Here is a 21118-nt window from a genome sequence, read left to right as displayed (position 1 = left end):
ACAGGCAGCGCATCAAGACAGAGATCATAGCCCTGATCGTCGCTATGCGCCCAAGCCACACCAACGCGGCTCCAAGAAGCAGATTTCCCGTTTTTAAATGGCCGAACCACATAGCCTAACATGAAGGGCTTGAGGTTCGCGGTCGGTGCAGTCGTTTGAGTATCGATTTGATCTTTGGTCATTATGTATCCTTTCTAAATATCAAAACAAAGAACATATCATGAACAAATGGGACGTCGGATGGCAACGAAAAACGTATCGGAACATACACTGGTAAGTCAGTGAGGGCGGAAACCGGACCTTCGCGGCATCTGCATCGTCAACCACAAGTAGACGTTAAAGCAGACCTTTGCATGTAAATGCTCGGAGCGATCAAGGCCAATGCGTTGCGCATGCTTTCACAATTGTGCGAAGGTGACTGGCAACAGGGCAAGTAGGGCAGCGAATCCATTGGAAGGCAGCAAATATCTCAATTTAGCTGAGAAAATTATCAGTGTACGAGGTATCCCTCTTACCGGTGCTCAAATCATAGGGTTTGCCGAAGAATACAACGCTCTGCCATATGAAAGCTACAACACCATAGTCAAAACACTTCAAGCCCGCATAGCCGAAGATATCGCGAAACATCGTACTAAATCAAGATTTGTTCGATTGGGAATAGGAGTGTATTTTTTAAGTCGGCTAGTAGATAGCAGGCAGACTTCCCATAAGTCTTGGCTGAAATCGCATTATTCTCGAAAGAAACCAGACCACCCTCACCGCATCTTAACCGTTCCAAGAAAGCTTGTATCGAGGCAGTATCGCGAAAAGGGCTGGCGAAGCGTTACAGAAATTCTCAAACAAGGAAAGTATGATTATCAATCTGAAATTGAACAGGACTACATACCTGTAGTAACTGGCGTTGCGTTACAATGGCAACTTTATCATCTCTATTTTCGTGTCGGCGTACATACCCATTTCACAGATCTGACAGGTAGCCATTCAATCCTGCTTCGAAAGTACGTTGATGAATTCGATCTTGATCTCTTTGAGACTGATGGCACAGGAGCGACCTCAAGTACTGCAAGAGCGGCGTTACCAGTTCTAGCACCGGGGCGCCGTTCGCGACTTGAGAATGGAAGACTGCGTGAAAGCGAAAGGGTACGCTTCTATCAAGTTGCAGACTTGCTTAAAAAGCAAATGGTGTCTCTCTCTCAAAGTACTGATTCATTAACATTGATCAGCACGATAGACTTATCCTCTGCATATGCACATCTACCGAGGATCCAACGGCGGCTTGAGGTCAATGATGCAAATTGGGTCATTGCTCAAAAAATCGACACAGTCGAATTGGAACCGGATTCCAATTTCCGTGTTGACAATTTCAGAAGCGGTGTGAGCTAATTGTGGAAGTAAAGCCAGTATTTCTCGACTTTCTCAATAGAGAGGCCGCGCGCGCGATAGGCCGTGAACGCGATGAAAATACCGATCTTGAGATCATCCGAACACTGACTGTTGCACTTCCTTACAGGTTTTCCGCGAATATCTCACAGATAACAGAGTACGCGAATACTCGGTCCCGACTGTTTTCAGAACTAATGAAGCTGATTGAGGCTAGGGTAATAGACGCCACAAGTACTAGTGCGACCATTGACGAGTTCATTGCAGATCGTCAGGCTAGGTATTCACACGTGCCGGATCGCTATCCATTTTACTACAGAAAGTCAGGCATTCTTGAGGGTGTTCGCCTAGGCTCAACTAATTCATTTAGTATGACGGACGATCTCAGTAGGATCGTTACAGGATATAGCTCAAGTCAGTTTGACTTTGAGCTAATACGCGCGAATCCTGGCGACAAAGCTCATTTCGAAAGTTCGCTTAAGGCGACAATTATCAAAATTCTAAACCGAGATGACTTGGCTATTACTAGAGATTTACTTGAGTCCAACCGGGGGGGGACCACCTTGAACGCGCCAGAAATTGCCGCTACAACTAGGGCGATTTCAGCAATATATATGAAAAATTACGCAGAACAACGTGGCCTAGCAACATGCACCGGTATTCCAGACTTTAACTATCGCGAAATTGATTTGTACTTTCCTAGATATGACTTTCTGCTGATCCAGCGCATTGTACGGTCACTTGGCGGCAGACCACTGATCTACACTTCTAGTACCGAAGAAATTCTAGCTCAATACGCAACGCAAGAACATGAACACTTTGGCTTTTATTTGGGTGCCTTTCTCGAAAGTGTTGCGGCGTCGGTAAAACCTAGATCCAATCAGCCTGAAGACTTAGCTGCGCTACGAACACTGTTTCATCAAGTCTTCATTCGTGAGCTAGATGGCAACACTGCAGCGCAGCCTAAAACGATCAAAGAGTTCTACACCAATGGTCAACAGAGGCTTCTTGCAGCCGGTGAGCGTATCGCATCCAAAGATGCACTATTTGAGACTATATGGAGAGGTTTTGTGCCTACAAAGATGACAGGTTTGGTCGCCATCACGACTGCAACGGACAGCGAAGACACTGCACTATTCTCTTGCCTAGGTGAGCACGGTTTCTCACCCAGCAGATTACTACGCGTTGGCGAAGGTGTTGTGCAAGAGTTCGTGCGTGGAGTTACACAACGCATCGTGCATATAAGAACCAGTGCTGGTTCAATAGGTGTCAACAGTGCGGGAATGGTGCTTCCCAATGTTCTGCAGGAGCTTGATATAAGCTATCTGGTAAGTGCGGGAATTTGTTTTGGACTCAAACCTTTCAAGGATGGAAGTGAATTTCAAAAACTGGGAGACGTGTTGATTGCAACCCATATTCAAGACTATGAAACTAAACGGAAAGGTTCGAAGGAAATTATTCGCGGTGAACGCTCATCAGCGAGCCCGGGAATTCTTCAAGCCACACGAATTGCACGCACCCAGACGACTGGTATCAATTATCAGATATCAGAAGGAATTATGATATCAGGCCAAATGCTGGTTGATCATGAAGAGACGGTTGACGAGTTGCGTGCAGCCTTTCCCGAAGCCGTTGGTGGCGAAATGGAGGGAAATGCCGTGGCTGGAGCAAGCATCTATAAAGGACGCCAATGGATCCTTATAAAAGGAATTTGCGATTGGGGAATGGGGAAGGAAGACGGCTCACAAGCCATTGCAGCCGAGCGAGCATGCAATCTTGCGGTCAAGGCTGTAGTCAACCTACTTGATGCAGAGACTCTCTGATTATTGAGGTATGAACCGTTTGGCCTAGGGTTAAAGAGTAATGCTATTTCGAAACTTCAACCTAAGCCTGTTGAGCCAAACCCTTTTTCACCCCTTTCAGTTTGAGAAAGGTTTTGGCTCAACTCGAGAGAGATACTGGGTAGTGTGACAAAGACGAGCTGCGCAATCCGATCACCGTGCCGAATACAGAATTCGTCTTGACCAAGATTGACCAGTAGGACTTGAAGTTCTCCCCGGTAGTCACTGTCAATGGTTCCCGGTGCGTTCAACACAGTGACATTGTGTTTAGCTGCGAGGCCGGAACGCGGTCGAATTTGCCCTTCAAGGCCTTGTTGCATCGCAATTCTAATACCAGTTGGTACCAAACGGCTTTCTTTCGGCTTTAGCAGTAGCTCACGTGAAGTCGCCGACAATCTGAGAAGGTCAGCACGAAGATCAAATCCAGACGAACCCGAGGTGGCTTTAGAAGGCTTCTCCTGTCTGAGATCTGCACCATCAACATACTGAAACTTTACAGTTTGGGTGCTCATATTGCTGAGTGCTCCTAGTTATGAAAAAACGCTATCACGCGTTACCACCGGCATTCAACAGCTATGCAAGAGACACAAAGCATAGCCGCCTTGGACCTTTAGCGATTATCCGAAAATCGAAGCTGTCCTGCATCATATCTGGTCCGACACGCCGTCACTCGACCATTGGATATCTGAGCCCGATGCAATACGAGGAGAGAGCTATGAAAGATTATGTTGCCGTCCACGAAACTGGCATCAGCTCAAACCACCAGCTCTCAATCAAATGAAGCGATAAGGTCGGCTCGTAGCTTCTGAAGCATTTTCTTGTGTCTCTTGTTATAGATTGATCGTCCGGATGCTGATTCCGATACCTCAAGAATGATATAGGCCAAGACTGTTTTCGAAACGTGGCAACCAATCATTTTCTCATAGCTCTTGAGTTTGTCGGCCTTTCCATCTCCGTCAAAGAAACCTGATTTGAACGAGGGCGCAGCGGAAAAAAACCTCGTACGATACAATTCAACGGCTTCGGAGAAGACGATGTCATCAACCCAATCCTCTACAGTTACGGCGCTTTTTCCTGACCCTGATACCACAAAAATTCTCTCGTCTTGAATACCTAGCTTCACGAGATTCTTTCGGTATTCCTTACCCGCTATATCGTTGTCGAGGAGATAGACTACTTGGTCACCTTGCGAAGCAAACTGTCCCATCCTCGATTTTGCTGCGTTTGCAAGCCCGGGCACGACCTGAAAGCCGTTGAAGTCTGCATTGCTAACTTGTCTGAGTATCGTTGGCATCAGCAGCATCTCGGTCTGACCCTCGGTCACAACGGCTTTTCGGGTTGGAAAAAACGCTAATGTCTGGGCACCCATCCCGTATAAAATAGGGGAGAACCCTAACGTATCATTTGACCAGAAGTTATTTTCTATCCTACTGGTGGCAAAATCATCACCATCTTCAACCTGCTCTATTAACTTCACGCCAACGCCAAGGTCTTCCGGCAAACAGCCCGCCGAGTGGGTCGTATAGATCACTTGAGAGGCCAACTTTCTTTCAGTGAACGTCTGGATAAGGTCAGCCTGGGCATCGTAGTGAAGGTGCAACTCTGCTTCGTCAATCAAGAGGATCGGCGTATGAGCATCTTCCTTGATGATGAATGCCAAAAGAGCAACATACTGGCGAAACCCATCACTACGTTCATCAATTAGGTTATACTCTAAATTTTCCTCACCACGGATTTGAACCATGATTTGTATCTCAGGTTTTTGCCATCCCAAGTAGATAGATATGTCAGATTGAGACCAAGACTCATCGAAAATCTTACGCAGCTTCATATTGGCGTTGTCGATTTGGGACTGAATGCGGTCGTGCTTCTTATCGGTGAGGTTTTGCTTCAGACGGTGCAGGTCAAGTCCAGAAATCTCACAAAGGTTTTGTAGGGCGTTACAAGGTTCTACAGCTTGTTTCGCGTTTTCGTGCTCAAACAGGCTGACGTTGAAGGACGGGTCAAGAGTTCGATCTTCGTCGGTAAACTCAACGAACGACGGGCGCCGTTGTTCAATTGTCTTGAGGGCAACGGCGTTAGGATGCGCAAGCCGTTCAATTTCCAGAAATTCTTCGATGCTTTTGGCTCCGTTACCGAGATACTTTGGAGACCTGCCAAACTCAATTCCGGCAAAGATTCTTGCTATTTCTAAGAGAAAATTCAGATCGCTTTCGTCGTATGTTTCCTTAGAGGTATTCAGTGCGGTTGCTGCTTTCTGAAGCTCTACCACATCAAGCTCTTCATGGGAAAACTCATCTACAAACAACTGGTGATTTACGCATCTAACAAGATTCTTTTTGAAGGCCTCTCTGTGCTCTTTCGGTCTCGAAAGCCTTGGAACTAACTTATGAAAGAGCTTGCCATTATCTTCCTTCCACCAGACATAGCTTGTCGGGGTTGTTGAACCGATTGCCTCATAGTCCTCTTCTTCAAGATGGAAGGTTGCTCTTAGCTCAATCTCTACATCGTCAGAGAACTTATAGCGATCTTGATCTACGAACTCTGAGTTGTCAGAAAATAGAGTCAACATCCTCAAAATAGAGGATTTTCCAGCTTCGTTGGGCCCAATCAAGACTGTAAGCTTTGAGTTCGTTTTCAGTGTGGTCTTCTTGAGAAACCGACGAAATCCTTCAAATGTTACACTAGCTAGTTTCATACCTTCTCCACCCGCACTCGATTCACAAGATGTTGTATCTCAGCGGGCGATGTTGCAACAGTATATTGATAAATGGCCGTTATTGCGTGTTGGAAGCAAATAATCATTGGTTGAGAGTCGAAATTCAATATTGCGGATGTCGCGGTGCTTGCGTTTTCAGTTATATAATCCGTTCGATCCAAAACTAGCTTTGTATAGGCAAGTGTTCGGTCGGGAGTACTTTGCTGGTGAAAGGATTGGAACCTGATCAAGCCATTAGGTTCCTTTTTTGTTAACGCTGAGCCCTGCATACCCTGATGCGAACGTCCGCTTTGGGGAAGTTGCAGCGCAGCGTCGAGTTTTAGCGCCAAGGTCCGCTAATGGGATGTACCGGCTGCTTCACCCAGCAGGTTAGGCTGAGCCTAGTTTCACCTGCATATAGGAGAAGTAGCATGGCGAAGACTGAATTTGACGAGCTCATGTCGATTGGTGTCGATATTGGCAAAGATACGTTTCACCTCGTTGGTTTTGATCACAACGGCCAACGCGTCCTGCGCAAGCAGATAAAGCGTCTTGCATTGATTGCGACTTTTGAGAAGTTGCCCCGATGCATTGTCGGAATGGAGGCGTGCCTGAGCGCCCATTTCGTCAGTCGGGCGTTGCGCAAGCTCGGGTTTGAGCCTCGGATCATCCCTGCGATTTACGGTAAGCCTTTTAACAAGGGTCAAAAGAACGACTACAACGATGCAGAGGCGATTGCCGAGGCAGCGCTGCGACCGAACTTGAAGGCCGTTTCCGAGAAAACGCAGGACCAGCTCGACTTACAAGCATTACATCGTGTGCGGTCACGTTTGGTGTCGCGTCGGACGGCAACCATCAATCAGATCCGCGCCTTTCTGATCGAACAAGGAATTGCGGTCCGCAAAGGCCTGCGCGCTTTGAAGAATTCCTTCGAGACGATTCTGGAGGAGCGCAAAAACGAGATATCACCTCGGATGCGGCGCATCTTGATTGGTCTTTACGGCGACTGGATGTGGATGGATGATCGGATCGACAAGGTGTCAAAGGAGATCGAAGAGATTAGTCGAACCGAGGAGAACTGCGTGAATGTCATGACGATCCCTGGGATTGGCCCGATGATTTCCACGGCGATGGTAGCGGCGGTTGGTGAAGGCGAGGCCTTTGATCGCGGGCGGGACTTTGCAGCTTGGGTCGGGTTGGTGCCCCGACAATACAGCACTGGAGGGCGAACGATCTTGGGTCGTATCTCAAAACGAGGCAGCCGATACCTAAGAATGCTGTTCGTCCAAGCAGCGAAAGTCATCATGATGCGACCACATCGGTGGCCCGACTTCAGCTTTGGCGAGTGGCTGATGCGTGCATCCGAACGCATGCATCGAAACAAGGTTGCTGTCGCACTGGCCAACAAGCTCGCGCGGATGGCGTGGAGCATCTTGAGACACAAAACGGCGTTTGACGCCCCAAGAGACGAGGTTGCTATCGGCGTCTGATAGACCCGCAGCAACCCAAAGGAGTTCGCGATAGATAGCAAAGCATGGAACGGAAATATTACGCCCCCAGAGTCTGACGGCCCTTAAGGTCATAATCGACCTGTCCGCTAATGAGATCACGGCGCGTGCGTAACCCCAACAAGGCCACGACCCGCGTGTCGATAAACAGGCCGAATACATATGAGCGACTTCCGAGAACATGCCAGGAAATCATTTGCGAACAGCAGCCGGTACATACATGTGGGCCGTTGGTGTCACCATGCACGAACGGCGGATTAGTCCGGTCGGTTAGGCAAGGCCATGGCGACGAAACCCGCGTTGCAGGGTCAATCTCGAAACTCCGAGTGATTGGGCGAGTTCTCGGCAAGTCGTGCCACCGGCTGTCAACGCTTGATGGGCCGTTTTGATTTGATGAGCATTTAATTTTGGCGGCCGTCCGAGGGGCTGCCCGCGAAGGCGCGCGGCTTGCAGCCCTTCCTTCGTGCGCCTTGAAATGATCCTCCGTTCAAAGCCTGCAAAGGCCGCAACCATTGTATAAAACAGCTCGCCCTCAGCCGTCGTGGTATCGATAGGCAAAGACAAAACGCGCATTTTAACCGAACGTTGACGCAGTGCATCTGCAGTCAGCATCGCGTCGATAGTGCTGCGAAACGCGCGGTCCAGGTCGAGGACAACGAAGGTGTCATCCGATTGCAGACCCGCAAGAACAGCCTCAAAAACCGGTCGTTCACCGGCAACGGCAGAGACATATTCGATATGCAGTTCGTCGCACTCATTCTCTAACGCTTTCGTTTGGCGATCTGTGGTTTGGGCACGAGTGGAAACGCGGATATAACCGATACGGCGGGGTTTGGACATAAGATGTGATCGAAAACCATCCTTTCCGATAACCTGTTTTGAGGCCGCATTTGGCCTTTTACGCGCTGCGCAAACCCCTGTGTTTCCTAGTGCCCTGTTTACGTCATCTGCGGAATCCCGTAAAGACTGGCCTTGTTCAAAAATCATGAAATATGAACAGCATAGCAAGACAGGCGGGCGCAATAGTGTTGACAGCGCTTGCCGCAATCAATCCACAGAAATCTAGTGCCGAGGGGTTTACAGGCAGTGATTTCTTCCAATGGAACGATGACCAACAACACGGGTATGTTTCGGCTCAGCTGGGCATGGCTGTATCAATTTCCACGCGGATCAAACCCGAGCTGGCCGAATGCATCGCAGAGGTTTTCTACGGAGATCATGGGATGAGCGACAAAGGCTTTGAGATCATAACGGCACGGGTACACGAGTTCGGCGACTATCACCCCAGCTCGGTCATCGTCGTGGTAATTGAGAACCGCTGCGGCACGTTTAATTGAATGTGGGAAAGGCCTGAGGAGTCGGTGTGAAATCAACCTGTTCCGCAACAGTGAGACCACTCGGCTGCACAGCATCGGGGCGCATATCGTCAATCGAGCCCAACGCTTTGCGCAGCTCGTCAACACTCTGATACGGGGTATCAGTGTCATCGTATGTGTCTCGGATGCCGCCAAGCGTGTCATAGCGGTAGGTTTCCCAGCTGGAGAGGTGATCAGATAGCTGCGTTCGTTGCTGGTTGGCGGCAAAATACGCGTCGCCACTCGGAGCGTTCTGTGGCCAGACAATGCCCTCAGCAATCTCTGGTTTGACCTCGCCGCCGTCCGCATACAGCACTTGTCCGTCATCCATGCGCAAAACAATGCGCCCTCCTGGGGTACGTGCGGCTCTCTCTTCCATCTCTTCGATAGCCTGCTCAACGTTGCGCAATTCAGCCTGAACCAATGCGATGGCCGTATCCGCTTCACGCTCTGTGTCTCCTAGCTTGTCACCAAGATCCACATAGAGCGCAGCATATTCTGGGTCTTTCATCAGGTCGATCAGGCGAAGATATTGCTCAGCTTGGCGTTCACGGTTGCGGCGTTTACCATCCGCAGACTTGTCGCTGTCTGCGTTCAAAAACCTTGTGAGCCGCCCTGTTGCATTCCCAGAAATTTCATTTTGGAGGTCATCAAAATCCACCCTGTGCTTTTCCGCAACTTTCGCGGTTAGCAGTTCGGCATCGGTTAAATCCGGCATAGATACAGCCTTTCCGGTATACTTGGATCACCACCGGGCCGCGAAAGCATCCGCGCGCCAAAATCAACAAGATTACAAATAACGTTCAATAACATACCTGACTATTGTACCGCATTTGCATCCACTGATGCAAATTTGGGTTCAATGGTATGTTTGATTTGGTTCACCGTCAGGCTCAACTTGACCTAAATCACAAACCAACTGCGGGATCAAAACGGGGCGCAGCTCCTTTTCAAGTTCTGGGCAACGCAATACGTTGCCCACAGCTTGCCCTACTTAATTCGGGAACGAAGATGGCAAGCTGGACCACAATCAGTGGTGATCTTGTCGGTGCGCTTAGTACACAGCTCGCCCTTCTAACTTCCCATGGAATTAGTCGGTTTGGGTAATACTCAAGGCGATCCAAATTAAGGCAAACTGCGGCACCGAAGGTGACTGGCTTGACGGTGCCAACGGCGCACAGCTCGCCCTCCTAATTCCTTCGGAATTCGTCGAGTTGAGTTCAGCCTGTAGTGCAGTGATACTGCTCTTAGCCCTCGCGTTCCCCATTGGGTTATAGTTTTTGTACTAAACAAGACAGAAAGTGGACAGGCTTCGCTGCCACCAACGACTTTCCAGACCGCGCCAAATCCCTATTCTCCGACAATCTAACTTGCACAATTCTTCAAAAACGCCTCAACTTCTGAAAAGCCGTGCTCACTTGCCAAGTCAAAGGCGTTCTTTCCTTCACTACTTTTTAAATCTACTCGCGAGCCAAAAGAAACGAGGATTTGTGGCACATCAATATTGCCACAAAACACGGACATCATTAAAGCGGTCATACCAACATCAGTAGAACCGGCATTTACATCAGCACCCGCACTGCATAAGCATGAAACCACTTCTTCTTCTCCAGAAGAACTGGCTGCCATCAAGGCAGTCCAACCAATGTCCGTCGTCTTTTGGTCAATATCCGAACCAGCCAATACCAACTGCCGAACTATCGCCAGAAACCCGTTCTCTGCAGCTGCCATAAGAGCTGTCCAACCTCCATCACTTTCTGCTGCGTAATTCACAGAAGCTCCAGCATTGATAAGACTAGAAACAATTTTTTCATTGCCGATTGAGCTTGCAATAATCAGTGGAGACCAACCGTTTGAAGCCGACATCACATCTGTTCGCGCGCCCTTATCCAACAGAATGTCAACCGCACTTTCAAAACCTTGACTACAAGCTAACAAAAGCAAAGTTGCTCCGTCTTCCAATACCGGTCGATCAATATCATGGGTTTTACTTGCCAGTATTTCCAGCACATGATCGTGCTTGCTTGAGATGGCCAAAAGTATTGCCGAAGTTTTCCCGTCTGCTGCCAAGTGATCAACTTCCGCCCCAACGTCCACAAGAAGTCTCGCGACATCAATATGACCGTTCATGCTTGCTGCCATCAAAGGGGAATAACCCAAGTCCAAACACGCATTGTTGATGTCAGCCCCTGCCAGCAAAAGAAATTCAACTATGTTCTTATGCCCCCCCAAACAGCTCAAAAACAGAGCCGTAGGGCCCAAATATCGCATCCTCTCATCAATTGCAGCACCTGCCTCAACTAGGGTTTTTGCAATCTCCAAGTCACCCCTTTCACAAGCAATGGCAAGCGCAGTTCTGGTCGACGCACCCGCCCCAAGGACTACATTTAGATTTGCGCCTGCATCAACTAATATCTTGACAAGCTCAATGTGCCCAATTTCAACTGAAACCATTAGAGCATTTCTGTCTGAATTTTTGTTGTCGAAATCAATCTCTGCTCCCGACTCCAGGAGAGTTCTTGCGATTTCTAATTTTCCGGTAGAACAAGCATAGTATAGGGCACTGTGCTTTTCTTGCGAAAACACATTCGGATTTGCGCCTGCATCAAGCAACTTTTTCACCACATGCACGTTACTTTTTGCACTTGCCAACAAAAGCGCATTCCACAAATTCTTGGCCGAGAAGATCTCTAGGTCCGCACCGTTTTCCACAAGCATCAGCGCTTGCTCAAACCTGCCCGTAATAATGGCTCGATGAAGGGCAGTCGTCTTCATCTCACCTCCACACAAATTTAGATCAGCACCTGTTTCAATGATTAGACCTGCAATCTCACCGTATCCCCTTACAACAGCAAGCATAAGGGCAGTTGACCCGTTGCTAACTTCCTGTTGATCCAACTCAACGCCCTGTTCAATGATCCATTCTACAAAGTTTTGTCTGCCAGAGTAGGTCGCAATGTGCAGTAAACTCCACCCTCCAGAATCCAGACCATGCAAATCACCACCAATTAGCTTCTGAGTGTACTTTGCGGCATCAACGCAACCTTCTGCGGCTGCTATTCTCAAATGAGCATTTTTATCATCACTTTTTTGGGTTGAACTTAAAATTGAGAGTAAATCTGTTTCTAAATCTTCAAGCCCATCACCAATTCCAACCTTCCAATCTATAAATTGGATTACCGCGCTGGGAGCTGCTTCTTTCAGACAATCTAGTTGAACCGTTTTCAAGCACTCGATGTCGACATTTTCAGAAAATTTTCTAGCGTTTTTTTTCTGTTTGTTTTCTTCAAGCCTTTTTATCAATGTCGCTGACGTGATCGACGCCGCACTTCGCAGGCTCGAGCCTTTTGGGAACCGCTTTGGTGACAAAAAGCGCCGCAACGCATCCCAGTACGAATTTACAATTAAAGAGTCATCGTTAATCAAATTTCTAGCGAGGCGCTGCATTGTTCCCAAAAATGCACCAACACGTTCCTGTTCACTTTCTAATCCACTTATTTGCGTAAGCGCACTAGCCAGCAAATTTAAGATTTCCTGATTCGCCCCATAGTCTTCAATGAACTTCAGAAAGAACGCTTCACCTAGTATATCAGGTTCAAATGGTTTGATTTTCTGTTTGTCGCTTGACGATACAAAACGGTTGCAAATGTCAAATATTTTGTTGAATAGCGCTTGATCCGTGACGAAGTCGTACTCGTCACAATACAGCTCTTGAAACTCTAAGACATCGTCTTTCTCTAAACCACGCAGCAGTACTGCCACAGACACATATACCCCGACCCAGAGCCCTATAGCACTTGCATTCGGATTGTCCGCATCAGGCAACCACGGCAGTCGCCTTGGACCCTCAAAATAGTGACTGATAAGATCACGCCGTGACATTCCTGCGAAGTTAGTATCTGGATTCCGGCCTAGCATTTGCCCCATAAGCGCGGCGAAGAGCGGATGGCGAATTGCATTTTGGCCGCGAGATTCGTCTGAAGTTGCTGTTGCCCTATCCACCGCGCCTATTTTCATTAGCGCTTCGACTGTTCGATGGACCTCGAAGCTGTCCTTGTTGTAGCGTTTCTCTTTTGTGTAAGGATCAGCCGCTGTAGCGATAACCTCGCGCAAAAGCCCAGTATCATCGGATGCAGGGGCCAGTTCGATGGGCAATGGTTTGAAGAATAGATCCTCCCGTCCTTCGCGAAATCCTTGGCTGCGAATGGCTTCACCCCACCCGATATCGTTTTGTAGCTTATCCGGCAAAACATGATCGAGAACCAGCAGGCGGATTTTATACGGAGCGCCGTTCTTGAAACGATCCATGATCACGCCCAACACGGCTCTATAGTTGTAGGTGTAGTCCACAATGATTACGGTATTGCAGCTGAGTGTCCAGTTTTCTGCTTGCCATGGTGCCGGATCAGGGCAGGTGACGAACCCAGCATCCCAGCCGTCATCGTTGTATTCCGCGATATAGTTTTTCATCCACTCGGACACGAGCCGCGTCTTTCCCGCGCCGGAAGGGGCAATCAGCGCCGCGACGAGGAACTCGGCATCGGCATGAATGAACTTTTCCAGTAACTCTATTTCGGCATCTCTCCCGGTCAGAGGGAGGGAATGGTGATTGTGCGGGTTCAACCAAATGCTGTCGATGGGATCTTTCGCAAAGGCGAGTTTCTCTGGAATAAAGTCGGGGCGTGTCAGAGGCGGATCGTTGCGTTTCCATCCAATCATTTCAAGAAATTCTTTCGCCAAACCGTTAGGCTCTTCGTTTGACTTCAACTCTCTACGTTGCAATCGCCATAAAAAATCAAAGGACAGCAGGAAATCTCGCTGAAATTCCCGATACTCCCTCTCCTTGAAACAGTTCTTGTGGACGAATTTTGCCGCAGAAATCAAATTTTGGACTTCCGGCCTACTATGCCCATTTAGCCATCGGCTAAAGGTATCCTTTTTGACGCGCAGAACCTTACCGGCTATGTTTTCTTCCGTTAGGTCGCCAGATGCTTCTTTAAGATGAAATACAAGGAAATCTCCTTGAAACGTACGATCAACGATGTATTCCAAAAGGCCAGCCTCAAAATCAAAACCATCAGGTCAGCCAATAGTTGCAAAGCAGGGTACCGAAGTCCAGCTCTGTTAAGGCTCTTGTTGAGGCGGCACTTCGCCCACTGCATCGAGCCAAGCTCTTCGCTCTTCTGCTGGCGATGCTTTGGCCGTGCCGTTCAATGAAACTGTTACCTCAGCATATTCGGCATCAAAGTCCTGCACGAACTCTTTCAGGTCGCCCTGAGCGAAATTTCGGTACGCATGAGACAACAAGCTGATCTTCTTCAAAGCCTCAATGTCGTCAGGGTTCCGGTCTAGATCTTGCTCATAGTGAGCCAACAACGAACCCAGTTGCTTTCCAATAGAACAATACATAAACCTCCTGCGCGAAAATAATTTAACCACATGAATAGTAACACAAAATTACATTGGCGCGCAACTTTTCCAACAACGGGGTAACGCTAGCTGCGGGCATATTTCGTACTGATTCCTCATCAAATTGAGGAGCGAACCCATGAAAACTACCAACAACAAATCCAAACTACTGCTGTCAACGACAGCGCAGATCAAGGACCCTGTGTATCGGGCGCGTCTTAAGCTGGTCTGGCGCAACCTTGATATCTCGCCGCGCGTGACCCCAACCAAGCTCCAAGACGAGATGATGTGGTTTGACCTTTCAGGTGGTCAGTTCTGGCTGCCGTCTGAACGTTACCACGTGCCACTTGTGGACGACGTTTTTCCAAATGAGAGGTACCTGCGTGATTTCCTGAACTCGGATCATTGCATCAACGTTGAGGCAGACAAGCTGCTCGATCTGTTCGTGAGGCTGAAATTTCCCCTCGTCGCGCGTCACTTCGACAAATGACTCGGCCCGCACCCCCGGTAACGGCCGGGGGTGCGGGGCCAAAACCACCCTGATGGAAAATCTCATCTAAACTTGTGGGTGTGGCTCGCTTTGACGAGGTCCACACCACCAAACTGCAACATATCAAGCTGCTTCAGTGCTTCGCGCCTGCCGACCCGTTCGGCGGGGCCGGCCTCGGCTTGCCTGATGCGACCTAGGAGAACTGAACATGAATCACCCCAACCATGACTCCGGCCCGCTTTGGTCAAGTGCTTGGCTTCTGGCGCTGTGCCTTGCCTTTGACGCAAAGGCCAGACCTTCGTTATCTGCGTTGGCCCTCATCTCGGCCGTTATTTCTGCGGCAGGCTTACTGAGCCAATTCACCAATCCCGACATCTACGATTTCCTGCTTTGTGCGCTGATGGGCACAAGCCTTTGGCTGATTGCGCGGATTTTCTGGGCCGGTGCGTGGTCTCTCCCGCACATTGAAGCAAAAAATCCGTTGCTGATTTTCGCTGTGGTCGCAACGCTGGGCTTTTCTAGCTACGGGGCCGTTTCAGTTACGGCCAACCTCAGCGCGACAGCCGGTGAAGTCAGTCTAGAACTGGCCCAGCAGGGCAGTATCGACCGCTTGAGCAATGCCGGGCAGAGCTTTGTGTCATATGTCAGTGAGCTTGCAATCATTCAGGCTGCGTTGGTGGACCGCGCCAAGCAAGCCCGAGGCCTTGAAGGCGCAGAAATCGCTGGAAACGGTCCAACAGGTGAATCTGGCGTTGGGTCTGTGTCGAACTCCTACGCAGCCTCGGCAGTCAAATATGATCAGGCAGCTGAGTTGCTGCAGACCCTGCTGCAAGCCACCAATGGTCATGTCGCGACACTCAGTTCTGTGATCACAGAACTGCGTACCGCACAGATCAACACCGAGATGACTGATGCTCAAAAGCGGGCGCGCCTCAAAACCCTTGAGGCGCAGGCCATTGGAGAGATGCGAGCCTTGCTGTCGCTTGATCCTGCGCGTGTCATCCGTCAAGCGGCCAACAGCATCGCTGAAGGCGTGCCTGCCCGCAGTCAGGCCAAGCCGCAATCGCGGGCGCGGATCGCTGAGATCAGTGCAGGGATGCGCCGCTATGCCGTTCAATTGGACGCGGAAGCGGATCGGATTGAGGAGTTCGCACCGGACTTGCCGGAACAGGTGACGCTGAGCATGGCGCAGCGGTTGTTTGCGACGGCAATGCGTCTACCTGCCCTAACCATGGCGGCCTTGCTCTTGGATCTGTGTGGTTGGACAGGCGTTGGTTTCCGTCTGGCGCTGTACCGCTCGCTCAAGCTCAAAATCCGTGAAGAAAACGAGTCGCCGCTGCCGACCTATATCACGCTCGCCGAATTGGGCCGTGTCGAGGATTTTGCGCGCTTGGTGGCGGAATCCAAGCACCGCATTGAGACAGAAACGGGTGCGCCCAAACGTGGTCGCCCGCGCCTGAGCAAGCCCGCAGCTAAGCTTCCCAAACCCAAAGTAACTCCGCGCAAGCTCAACTCCAAATAATTTGAGGAAGGTAAATCCGATGACAAGGTTTGAGACCATTCTAAACCATTGGCCGATCCCCGTGGCGACGGCGCTTTGCGGAGCAATGATTTTTACCGCCGCGATGGAAAAGATCGATCTGCCAGATTGGTTGCTGGACAGCTTTACCCAAGCGCCCGACGTGCCTGAGACACCGAAGGACGTCACACCTTTACCGCCAGCACCAGACACAAGGGCGGGCATTCCTTACGCCCCCGCACCGGGACGTGATGACCGAACGCCGGTTCCCTACATCAGTCAGGTCTTCGAGCTGAATGACCCGACCTTGCCGAGCAAGCTTAGCGGGATTGGGCCGGTATTTTGGGATCATTCTGGACAGGGCACAGGAACGTTGATTGCGCCGAATCTAGCACTCACCACTGCGCACCTCTTTGTCGATGACGGCAAATGGCACGGGCCTCTTGGCATGACCACTAAACCGCCTGCGCCCTCCGGGGGCCGAATTTACCTTGCGGCCTGTGGGAGGGCCTATGATTTGAAGGCAATCCATCTGGGCAGCATGGCACCGCGCCGCCGTCTCGGGCTTGACTATGCCGTTGTAGAGCTAGCCACGCCCGCCTGCGCAGAAGCGACTGTTCTGCCTGTCGTCGAGACACCCCTGGATTTGACCTCGGCACAGGATCAAATCCTACTCAGCATAGGCTCCTACAGTTTTGCTGATCTGCCGCGCTATGCGTCCCACCCCCTTTATGCCGCCCGTCCCACATCAGATAAGTTCGCGCGCTATGATGTCTTTGGGGTGCGCTGCGCAGCCACCGGACGCGAAGATACCGGCGATGTTGCGGCGGGGTCTACTGCCGTCATCGTAACCGAAGGCTGTGACGGGATTCCCGGCGGTTCAGGTGGCGCGCTTTTGGTCTCACGCAATGGTGGGACCAGCTATGCCATCACCGGCGTGACCAACAGCTATCGAGCGAACACCGAATACAACAACTTCACGTCGATAGAAGGCGCGGTTGCAGCAGATCTTGCGGCCTTCGTCGATCTAATAGCGCTGCCCTCGGCAAGCAGTGCCGTGCACCACCCCCAAACGAACACACCCGTAACTGGGCCGTGGATCGCACTGATCCCGCCCGCAAATCAAGAAGAGGATATACAATGAGTTGGCTCATGGGACTAGGCGGTGGTGGCGGACAAAAAGCCCCAAACCCACTGATTGCAGGCAGCGGCAAATGGCTGGCCACATGTGTGGGTGCTTACGCGACATTGTTTTGGACGCCCGATCTTTGGGCTGCTTTGGATATCACGATCCAACAGGCAATTCTTGCACGCTATGAGGGCAACGCCGCAACGCTCGTGTATTGGTTGCTCAAAATCGCTGCCTATCCGCTGATGTTCTTCACGGTACGGATGGGGCTCGGTATCGCCTTCGTGTCTCTCACGATGTGGGTCATGATGCGTTTCTTCGGGGGGCGTCGGTGATGCGGGGGGATAATGCACAGAACCGTTTCGGCTCAAGCCGCTTCGCAACATATGATGAGCTTGCCCGCGCAGGGCTCTTTAAGCAAAGACCTGACTCCTTTTTTGTCGGGTATTTTGAAGGTCGAGATGTCTGGTTTCATGGTCCAGCAGGCTTAACTATTGTAGCCGGAGCCCGAGCGGGAAAGATGCGTGATGTCATCTGTAGGAATCTACTTACAGGCACATGCCAGCATACGTTGATGATGCTCGATCCAAAGGCCGAAGGCGCGTATCTCTCACAAGACCAATCAGCGGATGGCAAGTCCTGCGCCTATTGGTGCCCGCTGCCTATGCACGGTTTGCCGCAAGCTCGGATCAACCCTGTCGATTACCTGCACATCAACAGCCCGACGCTTGTTTCAGACACAAAGGTCCTCTGGGGAGAATTGGCACCAAGCAAAGCTGTCTCACAAGATGACTACTTTGCCCCAAGGGCACGCGAATTCGGCGAAGGGCTGACCTTGGTCGTCGCCGAGATGATCGGGGCAGTCACCTTACCGGCGCTTTACGAAGCGATCAACGCGTTGGTCTCAGACGGCGACAAGTGGCTCGACATCGCCTACCAAATGTCAATATCGCGCTTAGCCCAAGTAAAAAAGCTAGAAGCCGAGATTGCAACATCCCGCAGCGATTCTTCCGGCGGCTTTCGTGGCATTCTCGGGGAACTGTCCAAGGCCGTTTCCTGCCTCTCTGATCCCTTGCTGATGGCATCTGTCTCGCCACCCTATACCCTATCGCTCGCCGATCTGGTCTCTGATGATCAAATTTGGCAGTTCTATTTATGCCCCCCTGCAGAATATCTTCAAGCTTGGAGTTCGGTGTTGCGAACTTTTTTTGTTGGCGCATCGTTATACAAGTCCCGTTCCCCCGGCGCGCGGCGCATCACTTTCCTGTTGGATGAATGCGGCCAGCTAGGCGGCGAAAGCGGGGGCTTTCCCCTTGTTCCTCGCTTGTTTACATACGGCGCGGGGATCGGCATCCAACCCATCGCAGTGTTCCAGTCCGAAGCCCAAATGGCCAATTTAGGCCCCAATGCCAAAGCCCTTATCCAATCCAGCGCCGCCGGAAAGTTGATGTTTGCTCTGCGCGATTTGGACAGCGCAAAAAGCTGCGCCGAGATGTGCGGTACGCAAACGCTCGTCTATGATGATCGTCTGGCGCAAGAGCGTGCAGTGCATGCAAGGAACAATGCTTTGCACGCAGTCATATCCGGTGGCGACCCATTGCAATCCGCACTGGCGGCGGCGCACCAGAGCTATGAGACCGGCCATCAAAGCAAACAGCAGCGGCAGCTTCAGACTACCGACGAGGTCATGAACGCCCAGCTGGATGCGGCCTATTTCTTCCACGAAGACGTGCCGTATCCAATCCCTATAACGCGCCGCCCATACTGGAAATCACGCCATCTCGCGGGGCTATATCATCCAAATCCTGCGCATCCTCCCTTAGATCGAGTGACCATCCAAACGCGCTGGGGGCAACGCACGCGGCGGGTCATCACTGAGCCAGTTCCTGATCGCTTCGCCCATCTGCCGCAGTATCGCGATGGCACGTGGTCGCGAGTTGAGACATAGCCCATGTCGACACGCCCGCCCATCACATATGCAGACACAGTCCCAACCCTACCCAGCAGTGATTTTGCCACTCGGCTCAAAGAGGTGCGGATTGCCCGCATCTTCGCGCAGCGCAGCGCCGCCAATCAAAACGCTACGGATCGCACTCAAGAGGCCGCCCCATCCCACCTAACGCAAAAAACGATGGTAGAGAAAGAGCGCCCCCATCCAGCGCCACGCCCTTCACCGGACTTTGCAGCTGATGTCGATGCCGCCGCCTTCAATGCGCGATGGGAAGCGGAACGCCAACGCATACAATCGCAGTCACCCAAACCACACACAGGAGCACAAGATATGTCAGACAAAACCAATGAACCCCGCCGCCCCGAAGACACCCTACGCGAAGGCCCGCTCAAAGCTGCGATCTGGCGCAATGACGGCGAGAACGGGGCCTATCACTCCGTCACGGTCGCCCGCACCTACAAGGACCAAGACGGCAAGCTGCAAGACACGCAGAGCTTTCGCCCAAAAGACATGCTGGGCCTGTCGGAACTGGCGCGACAAGCGCATCACAAGGCCCACGATCTGGACCGTGCGCAATTCAAAGAGCGCCGCCAAACTGCGCAGGATCAGGCGCAAAAACAGACAAAAGGGCGGTCGCGTTAGGCCCTGTTAAACCCATCGTACGGACCCACCCTAGGAAAATAATCCTTGCCAGGACACGACTTACATGTTCTTATGTTCCTCTTTTGTTCACACCAAGGAGGCATCCCCCCAAAGAGAAAGACACGATATGACGCAACAACAACCACAGAATATCCAACGCTCCGCGCTCGGCTGGCGGTTTAATACCGCCGCCAAGGTCAACCCGATTGTGGATAACGCCACATCCAACCTGATCTTTTGAGGTGCTGGATATGAAGTTTGATGTAAACTGTAAGAGAGAAGATGGAGCACTGCCTGCAGGTTTGGCCAAACGGCGTCATGATCTAAGGGGCATCGTTCGGTTTCTCGCACACCGCGCCGCCGAGCGGGCATGGAGCGCCATGCAAAATGCGGAAGACAGCCCAAAACACACACGAGGAGACAGCCCATGACCCGCACCGCAATCTATGCCCGATATTCAAGCGACATGCAGTCTGAGGCCTCCATTGAAGATCAAGTGCGCCTGTGCGAGCTGCGCGCCAAAGCTGATGGGCACGTGATCGTTCAGACCTATGCAGACCACGGGATTTCTGGGGCATCGACCTTGTTGCGATCCGGCGTTCAGACGCTGATGCAAGACGCCATACACGGCAAGTTCGATACCGTCTATGCCGAAGCCTTGGACCGCCTCAGCCGCGATCAAGAAGACATTGCAGCGATCTACAAACGGCTCACGTTCGCAGGCATTCGGATGGTCACCCTCGCTGAGGGTGAGATTTCTGAGCTGCATATTGGCCTCAAGGGCACGATGAATGCGCTCTTCCTCAAAGACCTTGCCCAAAAGACACATCGCGGATTGCGCGGCCGCGTCGAAGCAGGGCGTTCGGGCGGCGGAAACGCCTTTGGCTACGATGTGGTCAAGAATGAAGACGACAAGGGCCAGCGCGTGATCAACGCAAGCGAGGCCGCCGTCGTGCGGTGCATATTCAGCGACTACCTCGCTGGGATCTCACCGAAGAAGATTGCCTTTGCGCTCAATAACGAAGGTATTGCGGCCCCAACCGCGCGCCATTGGGGTCCAAGCACCATTTACGGCAACCGCGAACGGGGCACAGGCATCCTCAACAATGAACTCTACAATGGCCGCTTGGTGTGGAACCGTCTGCGCTATGCCAAGAACCCTGAGACCGGCAAGCGCGTCTCGCGGCTCAATCCCG

18 protein-coding genes and 1 pseudogene are annotated in these 21118 nt (G+C 51.2%); 12 read left to right on the top strand and 7 right to left on the bottom strand.

Annotated elements, in window-relative coordinates:
• Window positions 1–182 (bottom strand): annotated as a pseudogene (locus ACSHWX_RS16600) (hypothetical protein); the annotation flags it as partial.
• Between the two features lie 268 nt (window positions 183–450).
• On the opposite strand from ACSHWX_RS16600, the gene ACSHWX_RS16595 reads away from it, so the two are divergent.
• Window positions 451–1383, top strand: coding sequence for a hypothetical protein (locus ACSHWX_RS16595; protein ID WP_435669354.1), 933 nt, complete (start codon window positions 451–453; stop codon window positions 1381–1383).
• Between the two features lie 2 nt (window positions 1384–1385).
• Entirely contained in the window at window positions 1386–3203 is a 1818-nt protein-coding gene (locus ACSHWX_RS16590; protein WP_435669353.1) for a hypothetical protein, read from the top strand.
• 56 nt (window positions 3204–3259) lie between these two features.
• Here the strand turns inward: ACSHWX_RS16590 and dut are convergent, their stop codons facing one another.
• Entirely contained in the window at window positions 3260–3733 is a 474-nt protein-coding gene (gene dut / locus ACSHWX_RS16585; RefSeq protein WP_435669352.1) for a dUTP diphosphatase, read from the bottom strand.
• 257 nt (window positions 3734–3990) lie between these two features.
• A complete protein-coding gene (locus ACSHWX_RS16580; protein WP_435669351.1) occupies window positions 3991–5919 on the bottom strand; it encodes an AAA family ATPase in 1929 nt (642 codons plus the stop codon).
• 431 nt (window positions 5920–6350) lie between these two features.
• On the opposite strand from ACSHWX_RS16580, the gene ACSHWX_RS16575 reads away from it, so the two are divergent.
• Window positions 6351–7409 (top strand): IS110 family transposase, encoded by a 1059-nt coding sequence (locus ACSHWX_RS16575; RefSeq protein ID WP_435669350.1) that lies wholly within the window; start codon window positions 6351–6353, stop codon window positions 7407–7409.
• Between the two features lie 288 nt (window positions 7410–7697).
• Here ACSHWX_RS16575 and ACSHWX_RS16570 read toward each other — a convergent pair whose 3' ends face one another.
• Window positions 7698–8267, bottom strand: coding sequence for a recombinase family protein (locus tag ACSHWX_RS16570; RefSeq protein WP_435669349.1), 570 nt, complete (start codon window positions 8265–8267; stop codon window positions 7698–7700).
• A gap of 152 nt (window positions 8268–8419) precedes the next feature.
• Here ACSHWX_RS16570 and ACSHWX_RS16565 point away from each other — a divergent pair, with 152 nt between their 5' ends.
• A complete protein-coding gene (locus ACSHWX_RS16565; RefSeq protein ID WP_435669348.1) occupies window positions 8420–8764 on the top strand; it encodes a hypothetical protein in 345 nt (114 codons plus the stop codon).
• Here the strand turns inward: ACSHWX_RS16565 and ACSHWX_RS16560 are convergent.
• The 3 genes from ACSHWX_RS16560 to ACSHWX_RS16550 all read right to left on the bottom strand — a co-directional run bounded on the left by ACSHWX_RS16560 (window position 8757) and on the right by ACSHWX_RS16550 (window position 14191).
• Complete coding sequence (locus ACSHWX_RS16560; RefSeq protein WP_435669347.1) at window positions 8757–9500, bottom strand: hypothetical protein; 744 nt, start codon at window positions 9498–9500, stop codon at window positions 8757–8759. The two genes, ACSHWX_RS16565 and ACSHWX_RS16560, sit on opposite strands and share 8 nt — an antisense overlap.
• A 647-nt stretch (window positions 9501–10147) precedes the next feature.
• Window positions 10148–13834, bottom strand: a complete 3687-nt coding sequence (locus ACSHWX_RS16555; protein WP_435669346.1) for an ankyrin repeat domain-containing protein — start codon at window positions 13832–13834, stop codon at window positions 10148–10150.
• A gap of 72 nt (window positions 13835–13906) precedes the next feature.
• Entirely contained in the window at window positions 13907–14191 is a 285-nt protein-coding gene (locus ACSHWX_RS16550) for a hypothetical protein (RefSeq protein WP_435669345.1), read from the bottom strand.
• A 139-nt stretch (window positions 14192–14330) separates the two neighbouring features.
• Between ACSHWX_RS16550 and ACSHWX_RS16545 the strand changes: the two genes are divergently transcribed.
• From ACSHWX_RS16545 to ACSHWX_RS16510, 8 genes are all read left to right on the top strand, one after another.
• Window positions 14331–14681: a hypothetical protein gene (locus ACSHWX_RS16545; RefSeq protein ID WP_435669344.1), complete on the top strand. Its 351-nt coding sequence runs from the start codon at window positions 14331–14333 to the stop codon at window positions 14679–14681.
• A gap of 208 nt (window positions 14682–14889) precedes the next feature.
• Entirely contained in the window at window positions 14890–16203 is a 1314-nt protein-coding gene (locus tag ACSHWX_RS16540) for a hypothetical protein (RefSeq protein ID WP_435669343.1), read from the top strand.
• A 19-nt stretch (window positions 16204–16222) separates the two neighbouring features.
• Window positions 16223–17344: a hypothetical protein gene (locus ACSHWX_RS16535; RefSeq protein ID WP_435669342.1), complete on the top strand. Its 1122-nt coding sequence runs from the start codon at window positions 16223–16225 to the stop codon at window positions 17342–17344.
• The gene (locus ACSHWX_RS16530) at window positions 17341–17664 is read left to right on the top strand and encodes a hypothetical protein (RefSeq protein WP_435669341.1); all 324 of its coding nucleotides are present in this window, start codon (window positions 17341–17343) and stop codon (window positions 17662–17664) included. Before ACSHWX_RS16535 ends, ACSHWX_RS16530 begins: the two co-directional genes overlap by 4 nt.
• The gene (locus ACSHWX_RS16525; protein WP_435669340.1) at window positions 17664–19277 is read left to right on the top strand and encodes a type IV secretory system conjugative DNA transfer family protein; all 1614 of its coding nucleotides are present in this window, start codon (window positions 17664–17666) and stop codon (window positions 19275–19277) included. The genes ACSHWX_RS16530 and ACSHWX_RS16525 overlap by 1 nt, the downstream gene beginning before the upstream one ends.
• 3 nt (window positions 19278–19280) lie before the next feature.
• Entirely contained in the window at window positions 19281–19922 is a 642-nt protein-coding gene (locus ACSHWX_RS16520) for a hypothetical protein (RefSeq protein WP_435669339.1), read from the top strand.
• Between the two features lie 251 nt (window positions 19923–20173).
• Window positions 20174–20353 carry a hypothetical protein gene (locus ACSHWX_RS16515; protein WP_435669338.1) on the top strand — a complete coding sequence of 60 codons (180 nt, stop codon included), beginning with the start codon at window positions 20174–20176 and terminating at the stop codon, window positions 20351–20353.
• Window positions 20350–21118, top strand: a 769-nt coding sequence (locus tag ACSHWX_RS16510; RefSeq protein WP_435669337.1) for a recombinase family protein, incomplete at its 3' end; no start/stop codon positions are given. The genes ACSHWX_RS16515 and ACSHWX_RS16510, both read left to right, overlap by 4 nt.

This window comes from Maritalea sp. (genome assembly GCF_051251695.1).
GTDB lineage: Bacteria > Pseudomonadota > Alphaproteobacteria > Rhizobiales > Devosiaceae > Maritalea.
Note: the sequence above shows the minus strand (reverse complement) of the source record. Positions and strands in the feature narration are given on the sequence as shown.

Bases quoted from the DNA above. Each gene is read 5' to 3' on its own strand.
- dut (WP_435669352.1), bottom strand. From the start codon at position 3,733: ATGAGCACCCAAACTGTAAAGTTTCAGTATGTTGATGGTGCAGATCTC.
- ACSHWX_RS16580 (WP_435669351.1), bottom strand. From the start codon at position 5,919: ATGAAACTAGCTAGTGTAACATTTGAAGGATTTCGTCGGTTTCTCAAG.
- ACSHWX_RS16575 (WP_435669350.1), top strand. From the start codon at position 6,351: ATGGCGAAGACTGAATTTGACGAGCTCATGTCGATTGGTGTCGATATT.
- ACSHWX_RS16570 (WP_435669349.1), bottom strand. From the start codon at position 8,267: ATGTCCAAACCCCGCCGTATCGGTTATATCCGCGTTTCCACTCGTGCC.
- ACSHWX_RS16565 (WP_435669348.1), top strand. From the start codon at position 8,420: ATGAACAGCATAGCAAGACAGGCGGGCGCAATAGTGTTGACAGCGCTT.
- ACSHWX_RS16560 (WP_435669347.1), bottom strand. From the start codon at position 9,500: ATGCCGGATTTAACCGATGCCGAACTGCTAACCGCGAAAGTTGCGGAA.
- ACSHWX_RS16550 (WP_435669345.1), bottom strand. From the start codon at position 14,191: ATGTATTGTTCTATTGGAAAGCAACTGGGTTCGTTGTTGGCTCACTAT.
- ACSHWX_RS16545 (WP_435669344.1), top strand. From the start codon at position 14,331: ATGAAAACTACCAACAACAAATCCAAACTACTGCTGTCAACGACAGCG.
- ACSHWX_RS16540 (WP_435669343.1), top strand. From the start codon at position 14,890: ATGAATCACCCCAACCATGACTCCGGCCCGCTTTGGTCAAGTGCTTGG.
- ACSHWX_RS16535 (WP_435669342.1), top strand. From the start codon at position 16,223: ATGACAAGGTTTGAGACCATTCTAAACCATTGGCCGATCCCCGTGGCG.
- ACSHWX_RS16530 (WP_435669341.1), top strand. From the start codon at position 17,341: ATGAGTTGGCTCATGGGACTAGGCGGTGGTGGCGGACAAAAAGCCCCA.
- ACSHWX_RS16525 (WP_435669340.1), top strand. From the start codon at position 17,664: ATGCGGGGGGATAATGCACAGAACCGTTTCGGCTCAAGCCGCTTCGCA.
- ACSHWX_RS16520 (WP_435669339.1), top strand. From the start codon at position 19,281: ATGTCGACACGCCCGCCCATCACATATGCAGACACAGTCCCAACCCTA.
- ACSHWX_RS16515 (WP_435669338.1), top strand. From the start codon at position 20,174: ATGAAGTTTGATGTAAACTGTAAGAGAGAAGATGGAGCACTGCCTGCA.